The organism is Streptomyces sp. NPDC087440 (assembly GCF_044744005.1).
Classification (GTDB): domain Bacteria; phylum Actinomycetota; class Actinomycetes; order Streptomycetales; family Streptomycetaceae; genus Streptomyces.
On the sequence record NZ_JBIUXN010000002.1, the window covers coordinates 145,115 to 164,650 of the forward strand.

10 protein-coding genes are annotated in these 19,536 nt (G+C 72.4%); 8 read left to right on the top strand and 2 right to left on the bottom strand.

Features of this window, described 5'->3' with window-relative positions:
- Positions 1–191: 191 nt before the first annotated feature.
- The 7 genes from ACIO3O_RS05395 to ACIO3O_RS05425 all read left to right on the top strand — a co-directional run bounded on the left by ACIO3O_RS05395 (position 192) and on the right by ACIO3O_RS05425 (position 15,618).
- Positions 192–1,898, top strand: a complete 1,707-nt coding sequence (locus ACIO3O_RS05395) for a glycerol-3-phosphate dehydrogenase/oxidase (RefSeq protein WP_401742213.1) — start codon at positions 192–194, stop codon at positions 1,896–1,898.
- Between the two features lie 308 nt (positions 1,899–2,206).
- Positions 2,207–5,140 (top strand): protein kinase, encoded by a 2,934-nt coding sequence (locus tag ACIO3O_RS05400; protein WP_401742214.1) that lies wholly within the window; start codon positions 2,207–2,209, stop codon positions 5,138–5,140.
- Between the two features lie 208 nt (positions 5,141–5,348).
- Positions 5,349–8,168, top strand: coding sequence for a protein kinase (locus tag ACIO3O_RS05405; protein ID WP_401742217.1), 2,820 nt, complete (start codon positions 5,349–5,351; stop codon positions 8,166–8,168).
- Between the two features lie 243 nt (positions 8,169–8,411).
- Positions 8,412–10,109, top strand: coding sequence for a serine/threonine-protein kinase (locus tag ACIO3O_RS05410; RefSeq protein WP_401743373.1), 1,698 nt, complete (start codon positions 8,412–8,414; stop codon positions 10,107–10,109).
- 105 nt (positions 10,110–10,214) lie between these two features.
- Positions 10,215–11,918: a serine/threonine-protein kinase gene (locus tag ACIO3O_RS05415; protein ID WP_401742219.1), complete on the top strand. Its 1,704-nt coding sequence runs from the start codon at positions 10,215–10,217 to the stop codon at positions 11,916–11,918.
- 129 nt (positions 11,919–12,047) lie between these two features.
- Positions 12,048–13,664 (top strand): succinic semialdehyde dehydrogenase, encoded by a 1,617-nt coding sequence (locus ACIO3O_RS05420; protein WP_401742220.1) that lies wholly within the window; start codon positions 12,048–12,050, stop codon positions 13,662–13,664.
- Between the two features lie 100 nt (positions 13,665–13,764).
- Positions 13,765–15,618, top strand: coding sequence for a GMC oxidoreductase (locus tag ACIO3O_RS05425; RefSeq protein ID WP_401742222.1), 1,854 nt, complete (start codon positions 13,765–13,767; stop codon positions 15,616–15,618).
- A gap of 73 nt (positions 15,619–15,691) precedes the next feature.
- Here the strand turns inward: ACIO3O_RS05425 and ACIO3O_RS05430 are convergent, their stop codons facing one another.
- Together ACIO3O_RS05430 and ACIO3O_RS05435 are read right to left on the bottom strand one after the other, a co-directional pair.
- The gene (locus ACIO3O_RS05430; protein ID WP_401742224.1) at positions 15,692–16,774 is read right to left on the bottom strand and encodes an LAETG motif-containing sortase-dependent surface protein; all 1,083 of its coding nucleotides are present in this window, start codon (positions 16,772–16,774) and stop codon (positions 15,692–15,694) included.
- 468 nt (positions 16,775–17,242) lie between these two features.
- The gene (locus ACIO3O_RS05435) at positions 17,243–17,566 is read right to left on the bottom strand and encodes a chorismate mutase (protein ID WP_401742227.1); all 324 of its coding nucleotides are present in this window, start codon (positions 17,564–17,566) and stop codon (positions 17,243–17,245) included.
- A gap of 348 nt (positions 17,567–17,914) precedes the next feature.
- On the opposite strand from ACIO3O_RS05435, the gene guaA reads away from it, so the two are divergent.
- Positions 17,915–19,489 (top strand): glutamine-hydrolyzing GMP synthase, encoded by a 1,575-nt coding sequence (gene guaA, locus ACIO3O_RS05440; RefSeq protein ID WP_401742229.1) that lies wholly within the window; start codon positions 17,915–17,917, stop codon positions 19,487–19,489.
- Positions 19,490–19,536 lie beyond the last annotated feature (47 nt).

A 19,536-nucleotide genomic window follows, 5' to 3' on the forward strand; every position in this document is an offset into this window, starting at 1 on the left:
AAGAAATGTCAGACTAGGCGTAAATATGACCGTGATGGGGGATTTGCGACGCGGGCCGTCCCCCGTTGTCCACAGGCAGTGGCTGAAGCAGCGCGCTGCGGAGAGAATCGGTGCAGTGGTCCGGGTCTCCATCCGTCCAGAGCACCGCACCAGCCGCACCAATCGCACCAACCGCACCACGGGAGGCAGCAGTGAGGACAGCGACACTGGGACCGGCCGAGCGCGAGGCGGCGCTCGCCGCGATGGCCGAGCGGGAACTGGACGTGCTGGTGGTGGGCGCGGGCGTGGTCGGTGCGGGCACGGCGCTGGACGCCGTGACCCGGGGCCTGTCCACCGGTCTGGTCGAGGCCCGCGACTGGGCCTCGGGCACCTCCAGCCGCTCCAGCAAGCTGATCCACGGCGGCCTGCGCTATCTGGAGATGCTCGACTTCGCACTCGTACGGGAAGCACTGAAGGAGCGGGGGCTGCTGCTTGAGCGGCTCGCCCCGCACCTGGTGAAGCCGGTGCCGTTCCTCTACCCCCTCCAGCACAAGGGGTGGGAGCGGTGGTACGCGGGCTCGGGCGTGGCGCTCTACGACGCGATGTCGGTGTCGTCGGGGCACGGGCGCGGCCTGCCGATGCACCGTCACCTGACGCGGCGGCACGCACTGCGGGTGGCACCGGCGTTGAAGAAGGACGCCCTGACCGGGGCCCTCCAGTACTACGACGCGCAGATGGACGACGCCCGTTATGTCGCGACCCTGGTGCGGACGGCCGCCGCCTACGGCGCGCACGTCGCCAACCGGGCCCGGGTGATCGGCTTCCTGCGCGAGGGCGAGCGGGTCGTGGGCGTGCGGGTGCAGGACGTGGAGGCGCAGGGCGAGTACGAGATCCGCGCCAAGCAGGTGGTGAACGCGACCGGGGTGTGGACCGACGACACCCAGGCGCTCATCGGGGAACGCGGGCAGTTCCACGTCCGGGCTTCCAAGGGAATTCATTTGGTCGTCCCGAAAGACCGAATTCATTCTTCGACCGGATTGATTTTGCGCACCGAGAAATCGGTCCTTTTCGTCATTCCATGGGGAAGGCACTGGATTGTCGGAACGACGGACACCGATTGGGATCTCGACAAAGCACATCCGGCGGCCTCCAGCGCGGATATCGACTATCTGCTGGAGCATGTGAATTCCGTGCTGGCCGTTCCGCTGACCCGCGACGACGTGCAGGGGGTGTACGCGGGTCTGCGGCCGCTGCTGGCCGGGGAGTCGGACGCCACCAGCAAGCTCTCCCGGGAGCACACGGTCGCGCACCCGGTGCCGGGCCTGGTGGTGGTCGCGGGCGGCAAGTACACGACGTACCGGGTGATGGCCAAGGACGCCGTCGACGAGGCCGTGCACGCGCTGGACGTACGGGTCGCGGAGTGCGTCACCGAGGACGTGCCGCTGGCCGGGGCCGAGGGCTACAGGGCGATGTGGAACGCGCGGGCCAGGATCGCCACCCGGACCGGGCTGCACGTGGTGCGGGTGGAGCACCTGCTGAACCGGTACGGATCACTGGCGGAGGAGGTGCTGGAGCTGATCGCCGGGGACCCGAGCCTGGGCGAGCCGCTGACCGGCGCCGACGACTACCTCAGGGCGGAGGTCGTCTACGCCGCCTCGCACGAGGGGGCCCGGCACCTGGACGACGTGCTGACCCGGCGCACCCGGATCTCCATCGAGACCTTCGACCGGGGCACGCTCAGCGCGCTGGAGTGCGCGGAGCTGATGGCGCCGGTGCTGGGGTGGGACAAGGGGCAGGTGGAGCGGGAGGTGGAGCACTACCAGAAGCGGGTGGAGGCCGAGCGCGAGTCGCAGCGCCAGCCCGACGACCTGACGGCGGACGCGGCCCGGCTGGGCGCGCCGGACATCGTGCCGCTGTAGGGGCGGTGTGAGGGACCGGGCCCCGGTCCGGGCGGATTCCGTACGGGTATCTGACGGGATATCCGTACGGGAGGTCCGCACGGGAGAGCGGGTGCGGGGTGCGGCGGTTGTCCGTTGCGCCCCGGGGGTGTTGGCGGTCCGCGCGTGGGGGACAATGGGGGCTCTGCCAGGGCGGGTTGCCGCATCGCCGGGGACGCTGCCGAGAAGTCTGCGACATGTGCGTACAAGTGCGTACGAGTGAGTACGAGTGCGTGCATGTGTGTACGGCCGGGGCGCGGGGCGAAGATCAGGGATCGCAGAGGGGACGCATGTCGGACGAGCCGGAGCAGTCGCGGAAGAGCACGCAGGATGCCGTGTCCGACAAGAAGCGGGATGCCGTGTCCGGCGGGAAGCGGGACACCGGGACGAGTGCGCCCTCCGGGGACCGGGCGAAGGCCGACGCCCCGAAGGGTGACGCCCCGAAGGGTGATGCCGCGTCACCGTCCGCCCGGCAGGCGGCCGGCGACACGGCCGTGACCGACGCCAAGGTGCCGGGCGCGCGGTCCGCACGGGGTGCGGGGGCGTCCGGTGCGGCCGGAGCGCGCGGGGCCGGGGGCGGGAAGACCCCCGAGGCGGGAGACACCGCCGAGCCGGGAGCGGCCGCTGAGCGTGACGCCGGTGCCGGGGCCGGTGCCGGGGCTGGAGCCGGTGCCGACGCCCAGGCGCGTGACGGCCAGGCGTCGGACCCCAGGTCCGCCGGTGGTCCGGCGCGCGGTGCCACGTCCGGCGGCGTGCGGGCGCGCGGCGTCAAGCCGGTCGAGGCTCAGGGACCCGACGCCCGGGGGGCGTCCAGTGCCGAGGCGGACGACGCCCGGGCACGTGGTGCCAAGCCGGTCGCCGCTCAGGGGCCCGGTGCCGAGTCCGTCGGTGTCCAGGCGCGCGACGCCAAGCCGGTCGAGGCTCAGGCCTCGGACGCCCAGGGGGCGTCCGGCGCCGGGGCGGACGACGCCCAGGCGCGCGACGCCAAGCCCGCCGACGCCCAGGGACCCGGTGCCAGGCCCGCCGGCGCCCAGGCGGGTGCTGCCAAGCCGGTCGCCGCTCAGGGACCCGGTGCCGAGCCCGCCGACGCTCAGGGACCCGGTGCCAGGCCCGTCGGCGCCCAGGCGGGTGCTGCCAAGCCGGTCGCCGCTCAGGGACCCGATGCCGAGCCCGCCGACGCTCAGGGACCCGGTGCCAGGCCCGTCGGCGCCCAGGCGGGTGCTGCCAAGGCCGGCGACGCCCAAGGACCCGGTACCAAGCCCGCCGACGCCCAGGCGGGTGCTGCCAAGCCCGTTGATGTCCGCAAGGGCGGGGCCGGGTCGGAGGAGGCTGCGGCCGAGGCGGCCAAGGATGCGGCGTCCGACACCTCCAAGGAGGTCGAGGGGCGGCTGCTGGCCGGGCGGTACCGGCTCGGGGACGTGCTCGGCCGCGGCGGCATGGGCACCGTGTGGCGTGCGGTGGACGAGACCCTGGGCAGGACCGTCGCCGTCAAGGAGCTGCGCTTCCCCACCGCCATCGACGAGGACGAGAAGCGCCGCCTGATCACCCGCACCCTGCGCGAGGCCAAGGCGATCGCCCGCATCCGCAACCACGGCGCGGTCACCGTCTTCGACGTCGTCGACGAGGACGACCGGCCCTGGATCGTGATGGAGCTGATCGAGGGCAAGTCCCTCGCCGAAGCCATCCGCGAGGACGGCCTGCTGACGCCCCGTCGCGCCGCCGAGGTCGGCCTCGCCATCCTCGACGTGCTGCGCGCCGCCCACCGCCAGGGCATCCTGCACCGCGACGTCAAACCCTCCAACGTACTGATCGCCGAGGACGGCCGGGTCGTCCTGACCGACTTCGGCATCGCCCAGGTCGAGGGCGACCCCTCGATCACCTCCACCGGCATGCTCGTCGGCGCCCCCTCGTACATCTCCCCGGAGCGGGCGCGCGGCCACAAGCCCGGCCCCGCCGCCGACATGTGGTCGCTCGGCGGGCTCATCTACGCCTCGGTGGAAGGCGTTCCGCCGTACGACAAGGGCTCGGCGATCGCCACCCTGACCGCCGTGATGACCGAGCCGGTGGACCCGCCCAAGCACGCGGGCCCGCTGGAGGACGTCATCTACGGGCTGCTGGCCAAGGACCCGGAGCAGCGGCTCGACGACGCGGGCGCGCGCGCCCTGCTGAACGACGTGCTGGTCCGGCTCGACGAGGCGGACGCCGCCGGGGACGAACTGGCCCGCTCCGACGCCACGAAGCTGGTTCCGCTTCCGCCCCTGCCCGCGGAGAAGGCCGCCCCCCGCACGCCCAAGGCCCCCAAGGCCAAGAAGCCCACCGCGGCCGCCGCCGCGGCGGCAGCTCCGGTCGCCCCCGCGGTGGCCGGTCCCGCAGCTGCGGGCGCGGCCACCGCCGCGCTCCAGTCCGGCGGCACGGGTTCCGGTTCCGGCGGGATGTCGCCGGGGACGACCGGCGGGATGACGCCCGAGGCGCGCAAGAAGGTCCTCCTCGTGGTCGCGCTGGTCGCGGTCCTGGCCGTCATCGGCACGGTGATCGCCATCGCCCTCAGCGGCAACGACCCCGACGGCGGCACCAGCGGCAAGGGCGCCACACAGACCAGCGGCACGACCGCCGGCGGCGACGCCAAGAACCCGGACAAGGACCCCGCGAAGGGCAAGGACCCGGCCAAGGACAAGGACAGCACCGCGCCCGAGAAGGGCACCGGGGGCACGGGCGCGGCCAAGCCCTCCGGCACCCCGGACACCGGCAAGCCCGCCGACGGCGCGGCCCCCGCGGGCTTCACGACGGTCTCCGACGACCGGTTCCACTTCACGATGGCGATGCCCGAGGGCTTCCACCGCACGGCCATAGCGGGCCAGAACTCGGGCGGCATATACAGCAAGGACGGCGGATTCCCGCGCGTCCAGGTCGACTTCAACGCCAAGCCCGGCCCCAACGCGGCCGCCGCCTGGCTCGGCGCGGTCGCCTCCGTCGGCGCCTCCAGCAAGGACTTCAAGCAGATCGGCATCGACCCGGTCAACTACAACGGCTACCCCACTACCGCCGACTGGCACTTCGAGCGCACCCAGCAGGGCCGGCGGATCCACGTCCTCAACCGGGGCTTCAAGGTCGACGACAAGCGCGGCTACTCGATCATGGTGAGCTGCCCGGCCGACGCCTGGGACGGCCCCGAGTGCAAGCAGCTCCGCGACACCGCCTTCGCCACGTTCAAGCCGACCGGCTGACGCCGCCCGGGAGAACCGCTTCAGCGGGATGGGGTGACACCACCGCGCAACGGGGTATTGCCACGTATCGTGAGACCTCGTGGACCGTACGCAGCCGCAATTGGCCGGTAAACGACCGGAATTGATGGTTTCGGAAGGTCCCTGAGGTCTCGGTGGACAGCCCCGCCGGTCAGGAGCGGCGGGCGAGCACGCACATGGGGGAGGCGTCGTGGACGAGTACGCGGGACGGGTGCTTGCCGATCGCTACCGTCTGCCGTTGCCGCCCTCCGACGAGTACGACCTCGTGGAGACCCGCGCCTTCGACACCTACAGCGGCCAGGAGGTCCTGGTCCGGCAGGTGCCGCTGCCGGAGGTGGTGGACGCCGAGTTCCTCGACGCCGACGGCGCCCCGGTCCACCGGCGCAGCGTCACCGGTCGCGGCTCGCCGCCCCGCTCCACCGACCCCACCGTGCTGCGCGCCGTCGAGGCCGTGCAGGCCGTCGCGCAGATCCCCGACCACCCCCGGATAGACCAGGTCTACGACGTCTTCCAGGAGGACGGCTCGCTGTGGATCGTCAGCGAGCTGGTCTCCGCCCGGCCGCTCGCCGCCCTCCTCGCCGAGGCCCCGCTCAGCCCCTACCGGGCCGCCGAGGTCGCCTCCGACGTGCTGACCGCGCTGCGCGTGCTGCACGCCCACGGCTGGACCCACCGCAACATCACCGTCCGCACCGTGCTGGTCTGCGACGACGGCCGCATCGTGCTCACCGGCCTCGCGGCGGGCGCCGCCGAGGAGGCCCTGTGCGGGTACGCGCCGATCCCCGGCCGGGCCCCCGCCGACCCCGGTGCGCAGGACGGCGGCTGGTCGGACGGCGCGATTCCGGTGCCGCGCGGGCATGTCGCCCCCGGCGAGGACGACACTGCCCCGCAGCCCGCGCTCCCGGCGCTCCCCACCGCCTTCCGCAGCGACGAGCAGGCCCCCGAGCAGGACCCCCGGGCCGCCAGGGCCGGAGCCATAGCGGCCTACCGGGCGGGCGCGCGGGCGGCCGTCCAGGCCACCGAGGAGCAGCGCCGCCAGGCCGACCCGGCCCGCAGCCCCTACCTCCAGGACCAGGGCCGGGGCCCGGGCCCGGGCCCGGTGGAGGACCAGAACGGCGCACGGCCGCCCGCCTCGGACTACGGCGCGGGCACCGGCCCGATCTCCCCTTACGGCGACCCGCCGGACCGCCCCCGCATGCCCGCCGTGTCCCCGCTGGGCCAACGCCCGGGCGCGGTCTCCCCGTACACCGACACGATCGGCCGCCCGACGGGCCCGGCACCGGGCGCACCGTCCCGCGCCCCCGGGCCTTCCCGCGCCCCCGAGCCGTCCCGTACGTCCGAGCCGTCCCGTACGCCCGAGTCCTCCCGTACGACCGAGGTCTCCCGTACGTCTGACGCTTCCCGTACGACGACGAGCGGCACCGGCGTCGAGCGCGCCGGGGAGGCCGCACCCGGCGCGGGCTGGCACGGCGCGGTGCCCCGGGGCGGCGGCGGGGCGGGCGGCGAGGCCCTGCGCGCCGACGACATGCGCCACGGCCGCCCCGTACCGGCACAGGGCGGACCCCACCCGGCCCGCACGCAACTCCCCGTGCCCGGCCAGAAGTCCGAGCGGACACCGAAGAGCGGCGGCGGCCGGTGGGACGACGTCATCGCCGGGCTGCCCTACCGGGGCCCCAGCACCCCGCTGGCCGCCGAGCGCGCCCGGCAGACCCGTATCAACGTGGTCGGCGCGGTCACCGAGCGGTGGGCGCCCGAGCAGGCGGGCCCGGTGCACGTCAACTGGCAGCTGGCCCCGCCGATCGGGCCCGCCACCGACCTGTGGGCGCTCGGCGCGCTGCTGTTCCGCGTCGTGCAGGGGCATGCGCCGTACCCGGAGGACAACGCGGCCGAGCTGGTGCAGATGGTGTGCGCCGAGCCGCCCGCGTTCGCGGAGGACTGCGGCCCGCTGCGGCCCGTCGTGGAGTCGCTCCTGCGCCAGGACCCCACCGAGCGGCCCGACTTCGAGGAACTGCGCGGCTGGCTGCGCTCGCTGGTGCGCTCCGCGCCGGAGCCGGAGGCGGGCACCAAGGTCGTTCCGGTGCCGTCGCCGCCCGATGCCACGCGGCTGCCGATCGTCCGCCGCCGGGGCGAACTCGTCCGCAAACGGAAGGGCAAGGGGAAGAACGCCGCCAACGCGGGACGCCACCGGCACAAGCAGCCCAAGGGGGCGGCGAAGGCCGCGCCCGCCCGGCCGCCCAAGGCGCCGCGCGGCCCTCGCGAGCCGCGGATCGGCGCCAAGCAGCCGCGCTCGCTGGGGCGGTGGCTGCTCATCCTGGTGCTCGCGCTGCTGGCGGCGGCCGTGGTGTACGCGGTGAAGTTCCTGCCGAAGGACGAGGGGGCGGCGAACGGCCAGAACACCGGCAGCGGCCAGCCCGCCCAGTCCCAGGAGCCCGAGCAGCCCCAGCAGACCCCGCAACCCCAACAGCCCGCGCCCGCGCCGACGTCCGCGAACAAGCCGCCGAAGGAGTCCGGCAGGGCCTCCGAGCCCGCGCCGCCCCCGGAGCGGACCGCGGACTCCGGGCTGCCCAACGGGTTCAGCCTGGTCAAGGACCCGAAGGGCTTCGAGATCGCGGTCGGCAAGGACTGGCGGCGCGAGGCGGGCAGCAACGGGCAGGTGCGCTACTACAACGGCGACATCGAGGTCGTCGTCGTGCCGGGCCGGGACACCGTCCAGAAGATGGGCCCCGACCCGATGGAGTACCAGCTCAAGTCGGAGCCCGAGACGCAGCCGCTGCGCGACTCCACCTGGGCCGCCAGCGAGGGGCTGCGCAGCATCGGTGTCGGTCAACAGGCCGGTGCCGAGGGGCAGTTCAAGTGGCGTGACCGCACCACCCGGTGGGTCTTCGTCCGCAACCGCGTGATGATCTTCAACGAGAAGTACCACGTCATCCAGGTCATCGGGCCGGAGTCGCAGCGCGACGAGGTCGACCGGGTCTACGAGGCGGCGGCCCCGCACTACCGCCCGACTTCCTAGCGTTCGTCACGGAACACGGCATCACGGTGCGGTCTCGTGATCGGCCCTGTGTTCCCCGCCCGCACCCCCGATCCGTAACCTGGGTTGCCGAGACACGGGGCGGTGGGCGGGATCGTGGAGCACGCAGAGAACACGGGCGGCGGCAGGAACGCGACGGACAGGGCCGGAAGCGGAACGCAGCGGGACGGCGCGGGAAGCGGAACGCAGCGGGACGGCGCCGGAAGCGGAACGCAGACGGGCGAACTGCTCGCCGGGCGCTACCGGCTGGGCGAGGTCCTGGGCAGCGGCGGCATGGGCCGGGTCTGGCGGGCCCGCGACGAGGTGCTGCACCGCACCGTCGCCGTCAAGGAGTTGCGGGCCGGGCTGTACGCGGCCGAGGCCGACCGGATCGTGCTGCACGCCCGCACCCAGAAGGAGGCGCGGGCCGCCGCCCGCATCAACCACCCCGGCGTCGTCACCGTGCACGACGTGCTGGACCACGACGATCGCCCGTGGATCGTCATGGAGTACGTCGACGGGCCCTCCCTCGCGGATGCGCTCAAGGAGACCGGCAGCGTCTCCCCGGAGGAGGGCGCCCGGATCGGCCTCCAGGTCCTGGCCGCGCTGCGGGCCGCGCACACCGTCGGGGTGCTGCACCGGGACGTGAAGCCGGGCAACGTGATGCTGGCCAGGGACGGCCGGGTGCTGCTCACCGACTTCGGGATCGCCGCCATCGAGGGCGACTCGACGATCACCAGGACCGGCGAACTGGTCGGCTCGCTGGACTACTTGGCCCCCGAGCGGATCCGGGGCGAGGACCCGGGTCCGGCCTCCGACCTGTGGGCGCTGGGCGCGACGCTGTACACGGCGGTCGAGGAGCGCTCGCCGTTCCGCAGGACCTCGCCGATCAGCACCATGCAGGCGGTGGTGGCGGAGGACCCGTCACCGTCGTACAACGCGGGGGCGCTGGCCCCGGTGATCACCGCGCTGCTGCGCAAGGAGGCCCACGAACGCCCCTCGGCGGCCGAGACGGAGCAGATGCTGCGCGAGGCGCGGGAGGGGCGGCGGCCCCGGGCGGCGCAGGAGTACGTGCCGACGCGGCAGGTGTCCCCGGACGAACTGCGCTCCGCGACGCCGATGCCGCCGACGACACCGCAGCCGGTGCGGGGCGTGGAGAACGTACCGGCGCCCCATCAGTACCCGCACGCCTACCAGCACCCGTCGACCGGGCACACCCCGCCGCAGGGGTACGTCGCGCCGTCGGCTCCTTACCCGGGGTCGCCGTCGCCGTCGCCGTCGTCGCCTTCGCAGCGGAAGCGGACCGGGAAGGTGCTGGCCGTGGTGCTGGCGGCGGCGGTCATCGGCGGCGGGGCCGTCTTCGGCATCCTCCAGTGGAAGAACGACGACTCCGCCACCGGCGGCGACCGGGCCGCCACCGTCTCGGGGCAGCAGGGCGGCGGCAACGAGCCCACCAAGGAGAAGGACACGGGCACGCCCAAGCCCAAGGAGGGCTCCCTCCCGGACGGTTGGAGCGTGCGGAACGAGACCAGGTTCAGCCTGCCCGTGCCGGAGGGCTGGAAGCGGGTGCAGACCGGTCAGGGCCAGTACGACTACACGCCGGACAACGGCCGCCACATGATCCGCATCAACGTCGACCCCACGCCCGACTACAGCAACCCCTACGACCACCTGGTCCAGCTGGAGAAGAACATCAGCAACCTGCCCAACTTCCGGCGGGAGCGCCTGGAGCAGGACACCTACCGCGACCAGGACAGCGGCATCCTGGAGTTCACCTTCAGCGAGAAGGGCAGGACGCCAGGGGCCCGCTTTGCGATGGACATGCTCTACATCGACAAGTCCGGTCCCGAGTACGCGTTGTACGTCACCGGGCCCGCCAGCGAGCGCGAGGTGACCAAGGAGCGCTTCGAGGTCCTGAAGCGGGGCTGGCGGGTCAAGCCGTAGCCGTCCTGCGGGGCCCGTGGCGCTGGGGTGTTGACACGGTCACGGCTCTGCATCGCTCAATCACCCCAGTGGCACCGTTCGGTGCGCACCCGTCAGGATGGGTGCATGACGAACGACGGGGGACAGGCGTACGAGCCCACCAGTTACGGGCTCCAACCGCCGAACGCACCACAGCAGCAGCCCGCGCAGTCGCACGGGACCGGTCAGCCCACGCAGGCGTACGAGGCCGGGCAGCCCGCACCGGCCCAGGTGCCGCAGCAGCCGAACGGCTCCCCGCACGCCCATGTGCCCACCCCTGCCACCCAGTTGACCGATCCGGAGTCGGGCCGCACCATCGGCGGCCGCTACCGCCTGGTCTCGCGGCTGGGGCACGGCGGCATGGGTACGGTCTGGCGGGCGCACGACGAGATCGTGGACCGGGACGTCGCGGTGAAGGAGCCCCGCGTCCCCGACCACCTCCCCGAGCGGGACCGGCAGAACGTCTATCTGCGCATGCAGCGCGAGGCGCGGGCCGCCGCCCGGATCGACCACCCCTCCGTGGTCACCATGCACGACGTGGTGGTCGAGGGCGGCAAGCCGTGGATCGTGATGGAGCTGATCCAGGGCCACTCGCTGGCCGACCGCCTCCAGGAGGGCACCCTCGACGTGCGGGAGGCCGCCCGCATCGGCCTCGCCGTGCTCGGCGCGCTGACCGCCGCCCACCAGGCCGGGGTGCTGCACCGCGACGTCAAGCCCGACAACGTCATGCTCGGGCAGGGCGAGCGGGTCGTCCTGAGCGACTTCGGCATCGCCCAGGTGGAGGGCGAGCAGGGGCTCACCGAGACCGGCGGGTTCGTCGGCTCGCCCGAATTCATCGCCCCGGAGCGGGTGTTGGGGCAGCGCCCCGGGCCCGCCTCCGACCTGTGGTCGCTGGGCGTGGTGCTGTACGCGGCGGTCGAGGGCATGTCCCCGTACCGGCGCTCCAACACCCCCGCCACCCTCCAGGCCGTCCTCTCCGCCGAACCGCAGACGCCCGCCCGGGGCTCCGGGGCCTTCGGGGCGCTGGTCATGCGGCTGCTGCACAAGGACCCGGCGGCCCGGCCGTCCCCGGCCGAGGTGCGCCAGGCGCTGGAGAAGGCGACGGGCCAGGCGCCGCCGCCCCCGTCCGCGCCGACCCGGGTGATGCAGCCGGGCGGTACGTCGGACTGGGTGCCGCCGGTGCTCCAGCGCAGCAAGAAGGCCAGATTCGGGCTGCTCGGCGGGGTCGTCGTCGTGGCGCTCGCCCTCGTGCTCGTGCTGCTGAACCCCTTCGCGGGCGACGAGCCGCCGGAGGGCTGGGAGGTGCGCCGGGCGCTCCAGAGCGTCACCGCGGACATCTACCTGCCCAAGGACTACGAGTCGACGGACGACAACAACGACACGATGGAGTCCTACCGCGAGCCGGGCAACGTCTACTGGGTGACCGTGGAGCGGGCCAAGATCAGTGGGCTGTCCAAGACCGACGTCCAGCCGACCCGCGCGGCCTGGACGGCGCACTACCAGCAGGGCGGGGCCAACCGGAACGAGATCGACAACGCCAAGGTGACCTCGAAGGACACCACTCAGCAGGGCAAGCCCGCCTTCGACGTGACGGTCGACTTCACGCAGCCCTCCGACTCCTCCGACAAGGACCCGATCCGCTACCGCTGGCACGAGCGTTTCGTCGTCAGCAAGGAGAAGGACGCCTACTGGCGGATACGGGTCTCCATGCCGGCCGAGGGCAAGTTCGCCGCCGAGGGCGAGCAACTCTTCGCGGACTTCACCAAGAACCTGAAGATCCTGGATCTCTAGGGTCCGGGACGGGGAAGCCCCCTGATCAGGGGCTATGTGCCAGCGACTGCTGGCGCGGTCGTGAGGGGCCGGTGAAAAGCCGTTACCGACGGGTACCAAAAGTGCCCGGCGCGCAATACGCTCGCACGCATGACGGACTCGCAGGCCCTCGCGGCACCCCTCGGCACCAACCCCACGGCCCCCGCGCCGGCCGGCGCGCGCACCGCGGCCGACGTGGTCACTCCCGAGGTGGTGGCCCAGCTGACCCGTGGCGTGGTCGGCTCCGGACGGACCGCGAGCCACGCCCCGTTCACCGGCGAGAAGCTGGCCGACCTTCCCGAGTCCACCCCCGAGGACGTCGCCCTCGCCTTCGAGCGGGCCCGCGCCGCGCAGCCCGCCTGGGGCGGTCTGACCGTCAAGCAGCGCGCCGCCGTGCTGCTGCGCTTCCACGACCTGGTCCTCCAGCGGCAGGCCGAGATCCTCGACCTGATCCAGCTGGAGACCGGCAAGGCCCGCCTGCACGCGCACGAGGAGATCCAGGCCGTCGCGATGGCCGCCCGGCACTACGGCCGCCAGGCCCCCGGGTACCTGAAGCCCAAGCGGCACACGGGCGCGGTCCCGGTGCTCACCAAGGTCACCGAGCAGCGCCAGCCGCGCGGCGTCGTCGGCCAGATCGCGCCGTGGAACTACCCCTTCGAGCTGTCCGTCGGCGACTGCCTGCCCGCCCTGGTCGCGGGCAACGCCCTGGTGATGAAGCCCGACACCGAGACCGCGCTGTCCGCCCTGTGGGGCCGTGACCTGCTGGTCGAGGCGGGCCTGCCGCCGGAGGTCTTCCAGGTCGTCCTCGGCGAGGGCCCGGTCGTCGGCCCCGCCGTCGTCCAGCACGCCGACTACGTGTCCTTCACCGGCTCCACCCGCACCGGCCGCGAGGTCGCCCAGGGCGCGGGCGCCCGCCTGGTCGGCGTCTCCCTCGAACTCGGCGGCAAGAACGCCATGCTGGTGCTCGAAGACGCCGACGTGGAGAAGGCCGCCGCCGGTGCCGTCCGTGCCTGCTTCGCCTCCGCCGGACAGCTCTGCATCTCCATCGAGCGTTTGTACGTCCACGAGTCGATCGCCGACGACTTCGTGCAGCGCTTCGTGGCCCGTACCAAGGCGATGCGCCTGGGCAACTCCCTCGCGTACGGCGCGGACCTGGGCTCCCTGGTCGGCCCGCGCCAGCTGGAGACCGTCACCCGGCACGTCGAGGAGGCCGTCAACAAGGGCGCCACCGTCCTCGCCGGCGGCACCGCCCGCCCGGACGTCGGCCCGTACTTCTACGAGCCGACCGTCCTGGAGGGCGTCGAGACCCCGATGGCGGTCTGCGGCGAGGAGACCTTCGGCCCGGTCGTCTCGATCTACCGGTTCCGCGACGAGGACGAGGTGATCGCGGAGGCCAACGGGACGTCGTACGGCCTGAATTCGAGCGTCTGGACCAAGAGCGCCAAGCGCGGCCACGCCGTCGCCTCCCGGCTGCGCACCGGCACGGTGAACATCAACGAGGGCTACGGTCCCGCGTACGCCAGCGTCCGGGCCCCCATGGGCGGCATGAAGGAGTCCGGGCTGAGCCGTCGGCACGGCTCCGAGGGCATCCTGAAGTACACCGAGGCGCAGACCGTCGCCCAGCAGCGGCTGATCCCGCTCGCGCCCGCCTTCGGGATGGACGACGAGAAGTACGCGGCCTTCATGACCACCAGCCTCAAGGCGATGAAGGCACTGCGCCTGCGCTGACCGGCCTGGACCCCGGGTGGGGCGGGCGGCGTCCCGTCCCACCCCTTCTGTTCTGCCTCTCTATTCACTTTTCAAGGAACGAAAAGAACGAGGAGTGCACGTGTCGGAGGAGAGCTCTGCCCAAAACCAGGACGCTGAAGGGGAGTTCGACTACGACGTGATCGTCGTCGGCTCCGGCTTCGGCGGCGCCGTCTCCGCGCTCCGGCTCACGGAGAAGGGGTACCGCGTCGGCGTCCTGGAGGCCGGGCGCCGCTTCACCCGCGACTCCCTGCCCAAGAACTCCTGGGACCTGAAGAACTACCTGTGGGCTCCCGCGCTGGGCCTCTTCGGCATCCAGCGCGTGCACCTGTTGGGAAATGTCATGGTCCTGGCAGGTGCGGGCGTCGGCGGCGGTTCGCTGAACTACGCCAACACCCTCTACGTACCTCCCGCTCCCTTCTTCGAGGACCAGCAGTGGGCGGGCATCACCGACTGGCAGGACGAACTCGCTCCGTACTACGACCAGGCCAAGCGGATGCTGGGCGTGCGCATCAACCCGACCATGACCCCCTCCGACGTCCACCTGAAGGCGACCGCCGAGGCGATGGGGGTGGGCGACACCTTCCATCTCGCCCCGGTGGGCGTCTTCTACGGCGACGGACGGGACGCCGATGCCACCTCAACGTCCCAGCCGGGCGCGGAAGTTCCCGACCCCTACTTCGGTGGCAAAGGCCCTGCTCGCAAGGGGTGCACCGAGTGCGGCGAGTGCATGACCGGCTGCCGTCACGGCGCCAAGAACACCCTCAACGAGAACTACCTCCACCTCGCCGAGCAGGCCGGTGCCGTCATCCACCCGATGACCTCGGTCCTGGGCCTCTCCGACCACCCCGACGGCGGCTACCGCGTCGCCACCGCCCCGACCGACGCCCGCCGCAAGGGCACCCGGCGGATCTTCCGGGCCCGCCGGATCGTCGTCGCGGCCGGGACGTACGGCACCCAGACCCTCCTGCACGCCATGAAGGACGGCGGCCACCTGCCCCGCATCTCGGCGCGGCTGGGCGAGCTGACCCGTACCAACTCCGAGGCCCTGGTGGGCTCCCAGACCACCGACCGCCGCTACCGCACGGCACACGGCGCGCAGCTCGGCACCTCGGAGGGCTCCGGGAGGGTCGACTTCACCCGGGGCGTCGCCATCACGTCCTCGATCCACCCCGACGCCAACACCCACATCGAGCCCGTCCGCTACGGCAAGGGCTCCAACGCCATGGGCGCGATGTCCATCCTCCAGGTCCCGTACGCGGAGAAGTTCCCGCGCGCCCTGGGCTGGGCGGTCAACATGCTGCGGCACCCCACCCTCGCCGCGCGCTCCCTCTCCAACCACCGCTGGTCGGAGAAGACCATCATCGGGCTCGTCATGCAGTCCCTGGACAACTCCCTGACGACGTACCGCAAGCCGGGCGGCATCGGAAAGGGCCTGCTCACCGCCCGCCAGGGCCACGGTGCGCCCAACCCCAAGCAGATCCCCGAGGCGACCCGCGCCGCCACCCTGCTGGCCCGGGAGATCAACGGCTTCGCGGGCAGCAACGTCGGCGAGCTGATGGGCACGCCGCTCACCGCGCACTTCCTGGGCGGCTGCCCGATCGGCGCGAGCGCGGACGAGGGCGTCATCGACCCGTACCACCGTCTGTACGGACATCCGGGCATCTCGGTCGTGGACGGTTCGGCGGTCTCCGCGAACCTCGGGGTGAATCCCTCCCTCACCATCACCGCACAAGCGGAACGCGCCATGTCGCTGTGGCCCAACAAGGGCGACGAGGACCCCCGACCGGCCCAGGGCGCGGCGTACGTACGGCTCGCGGCCGTCGAGCCCAAGAACCCGGCCGTCCCCGCCGAGGCCTTCGGCGCGCTGCGGCTGCCGCTGCTGAAGGTTCCGGCGGTGCCGCCCAGGAAGCCGGAGAAGCCGAAGGACGCGTAGCGGTTCCGGGTACGCGAAAGGGGGCTGCATCCCCCTCCGAATGCAGCCCCCTCAGCGGTTGTCGCGCCTGCTGTTACGCCTGCGCCTTCTTACGGCGTACGACGAACATCGCGCCCGCGCCCAGCGCCACGGCCGCGCCGCCCGCCAGGGCGAACATCGGCAGCTGCGAGGAGGCACCGGTCTCGGCGAGGTTGCCCTCCAGCTGCGGCAGCTTGCCGGGGGCCGGCTTGGCCGGCTTCTTCGAGGGCAGCGGGGTCTTGCCGCCCTCCTGGGGCTTGGTGCCCTCGGTGTCCGTGCCGGGCTTCACGATCTCGAAGCGGTAGGAGTTCGCGGCGACGCCGAAGCACTCCTGCTTGTCGTCGATGTACACGCTGCCGCCGAAGGTGAAGCCGGATCCGGCCGGGGCGCCCTGCTTGATGCTGAGGCGCAGCTTGACCTGGACCTCGGCGTCGGCCTCGAAGACGTCCGTCTCCCCGACGTAACCGGCGCTCAGGCTGTCGATGGTGACGGCCTCCCAGCGCTTGGTGTCCTCGTTGTACGCCTGGAGCTGGACCTGCTTGGTGTCGAAGGGCTCCTCGGCGTCGGTGTCCTTGGCGACGGCGGCGACAAAGGCGACGCCCGACAGGTCGTGGCCCGACTTGTTGACGAAGCTCAGGTCGAAGGTGTGCCAGCCGCTGCCCGCGACGATCTTGCCGGGCACGCCGCTCAGCCGGACGTCCACCTGGACGTCCTTGCACAGGAACTCCTCGTCGAGGTCGTCCCCGATCTCCTCTTCCTCGTCCTTGGGCGGAGTCGAGGGGGAGGGGGCGGTGGTTGCGCCCGGCTTGCCGTCCTTGCCCGCGTCCGGCTGGGGCTTGTCCTTGGCGTCCGGGACCTTCGTGTCGGGCTTGGTCTCGTCCTTCTTGTCGGCGACACCGTCGCCGGGCTTCTCGTCCTTCTTCTCTTCGGTCTTCTTGTCGTCGGTCTTCTTGCCGTCCGACGTACCGGCGGTGCCGCCCGGCTTCGTGCCGTCCTTGGACGGGTCGGGGGAGGCCGTGGCCGCCGGGGCGGTGCCCGGGGCGACGGTGTCCGCGAACGCGGCCGTCGCCGACAGCAGCGAGGCGGGGGCTATGACGGCCGTGGCGGCCGCGAGGGCCAGGGAACGGCGCAGTTTCATGGGACCTCAGAAAGTCTGGCGTGCCCACTTCGGGGGACGTGGCACGAGATGTGAGGGGCCACGGGTGCGACAGGCGCACCAATGTCCACAGATACGCAGAGGAGACCCATGATCGGCAGGAAGGGTTGTACGCGTGGGCGCAGAATCTTCACGTGATCTGCGCCACCAGTGCACCTGGGGGCGGGGGGGGATCCCTGGCAAATCCCTGGTGAATCCCTGCCGACCGGCTCCGGGCGTCCCCGGAGCCGACCGCCTGGAGCGACCTTGTGGCTGTCCCCTGCCGTCCGGTCGCACACGCTGGAGCGAGGTCCCACGACGTACCGGCGAAGCCCGTACGTCACACGCCCCAGCCGGGGCCACGCGTGGCACCGGGACCAACGAAGCCGCCGACGCCCCGGTCACGCGCCGTACGAGTGACCGCAGGAACGCACGCGCCCCCTCTGCCGTCCCGCACCGTCCCGCGACACGTCAGACGCGGCCCCGGCACAGCTCCAGCAGCGTCATCGCGAGCGCCGTGCCCGGCTTGCCGAGGGCGTCCCTGTAGTGGCCCAGGATCTCCATCTCGCGCGACAGGTTCACCCGCCGCCCGCCCGAGGTCATCCGGGCCTCCTGGATCACCGCCGAGACGGCCATCCGTTCCTGGACGAGCCCGATGATCCGGTCGTCCAGCGCGTCGATGCGCTCGCGCGCACCGGTGATGAGGGCGGCGGCGTCCTCGGTGCGGGCTCCGGTCACGTCGGTGGCGGTGGCGGCTGTGGCGATGGGGGCGTTGGTGGTGAGGGCGTTGCTCATGTCCGTACTCCTGGGGTGAAGGAAGCACCCGCGACGGCCACCAGGTCCGGAAACGACAGAACGCCCCGGGCCTGTCGGCCCGGGGCGCCTGGGAAGTCGCTTGTCAGTTGCTACAAGCAGCACGACCGTGGCAGCCGGACGGGCCGGGTGCCATAGGTAAAGACGAAGGTCGTGTACGAGCGCATGGGGAGCATTATGGACCCGTTTCCCCGCCCCGGCCAACGCGGGGCCGGATGATGAGACGGCCGTCTTGGAGCGTGGCGGCTGTACGGCCGTCCAACAGGGGGCATCGGCCGACCCCGGTAGAATCGACACTCCCGACCCCCCTTCACCGCCGGAAGGCCGCCCGTGCCCGCAGCGCCCCCCGCCGCCCCCGACGTCGTCCTCGTCGTCGACTTCGGCGCGCAGTACGCCCAGCTCATCGCCCGCCGTGTCCGCGAGGCCCGGATCTACAGCGAGATCGTCCCGAGCACCATGCCGGTGGCCGAGATGCTCGCGAAGAACCCGAAGGCGATCATCCTCTCCGGCGGTCCGTCCTCGGTGTACGCCGAGGGCGCCCCGGCCATCGACCGCGCGCTCTTCGAGGCCGGGGTCCCGGTCTTCGGCATGTGCTACGGCTTCCAGATCATGGCCACCACGCTCGGCGGCACCGTCGACGACAACGGCGCCCGCGAGTACGGCCGCACCCCGCTGAAGGTGACCCGCTCCGGCTCCACGCTCTTCGAGGGCACCCCGGACGAGCAGTCGGTGTGGATGTCGCACGGCGACGCCTGCTCGGCGGCCCCCGAGGGCTTCACCGTCACCGCGTCCACCGACGTCGTGCCGGTCGCCGCCTTCGAGAACGACGAGAAGAAGCTCTACGGCGTCCAGTACCACCCCGAGGTGCTGCACTCCACGCACGGCCAGCAGGTCCTGGAGCACTTCCTCTACCGGGGCGCGGGCATCGAGCCCACCTGGACGACCGGCAACGTCATCGAGGAGCAGGTCGCCCTCATCCGCGAGCAGGTCGGCGACAAGCGCGCCATCTGCGGCCTGTCCGGCGGCGTGGACTCCGCCGTCGCCGCGGCCCTCGTGCAGAAGGCCATCGGCGACCAGCTGACCTGCGTGTACGTCGACCACGGCCTGATGCGCAAGGGCGAGACCGAGCAGGTCGAGAAGGACTTCGTCGCCGCGACCGGCGCCCGTCTGGTCGTCGTCGACGCCGAGAAGCGCTTCCTGGACGCGCTGGCCGGCGTCTCCGACCCGGAGACCAAGCGGAAGATCATCGGCCGCGAGTTCATCCGCGTCTTCGAGCAGGCCCAGCTGGAGATCCTCCAGGAGGAGGGCCCCGAGGTCGCGTTCCTGGTCCAGGGCACCCTGTACCCGGACGTCGTCGAGTCCGGCGGCGGCACCGGCACCGCGAACATCAAGTCGCACCACAACGTGGGCGGGCTCCCCGACGACATCGAGTTCGAGCTCGTCGAGCCGCTGCGCCAGCTGTTCAAGGACGAGGTCCGGATGGTCGGCCAGGAGCTGGGCCTCCCGGAGGAGATCGTCCAGCGCCAGCCGTTCCCCGGCCCCGGCCTCGGCATCCGCATCGTCGGCGAGGTCACCAAGGAGCGCCTGGACCTGCTCCGCGACGCCGACGCCATCGCCCGCGAGGAGCTGACGGCGGCCGGTCTGGACCGCGAGATCTGGCAGTGCCCGGTCGTGCTGCTCGCCGACGTGCGCTCGGTGGGCGTGCAGGGCGACGGCCGCACCTACGGCCACCCGATCGTGCTGCGCCCGGTGTCCTCCGAGGACGCCATGACGGCGGACTGGACGCGCATGCCGTACGAGGTGCTGGCGAAGATCTCGACGCGCATCACCAACGAGGTGAAGGACGTCAACCGCGTCGTGCTCGACGTCACGAGCAAGCCGCCGGGGACCATCGAGTGGGAGTAAATCCCGCACAGTAGGTACGGCGATGCCGCTGTCACCGTCTCCGGGGC

Excerpts from the sequence above, each read along its gene's own strand:
- ACIO3O_RS05400 (WP_401742214.1), top strand. The coding sequence starts at position 2,207 with ATGTCGGACGAGCCGGAGCAGTCGCGGAAGAGCACGCAGGATGCCGTG.
- ACIO3O_RS05415 (WP_401742219.1), top strand. The coding sequence starts at position 10,215 with ATGACGAACGACGGGGGACAGGCGTACGAGCCCACCAGTTACGGGCTC.
- ACIO3O_RS05420 (WP_401742220.1), top strand. The coding sequence starts at position 12,048 with ATGACGGACTCGCAGGCCCTCGCGGCACCCCTCGGCACCAACCCCACG.
- ACIO3O_RS05430 (WP_401742224.1), bottom strand. The coding sequence starts at position 16,774 with ATGAAACTGCGCCGTTCCCTGGCCCTCGCGGCCGCCACGGCCGTCATA.
- ACIO3O_RS05435 (WP_401742227.1), bottom strand. The coding sequence starts at position 17,566 with ATGAGCAACGCCCTCACCACCAACGCCCCCATCGCCACAGCCGCCACC.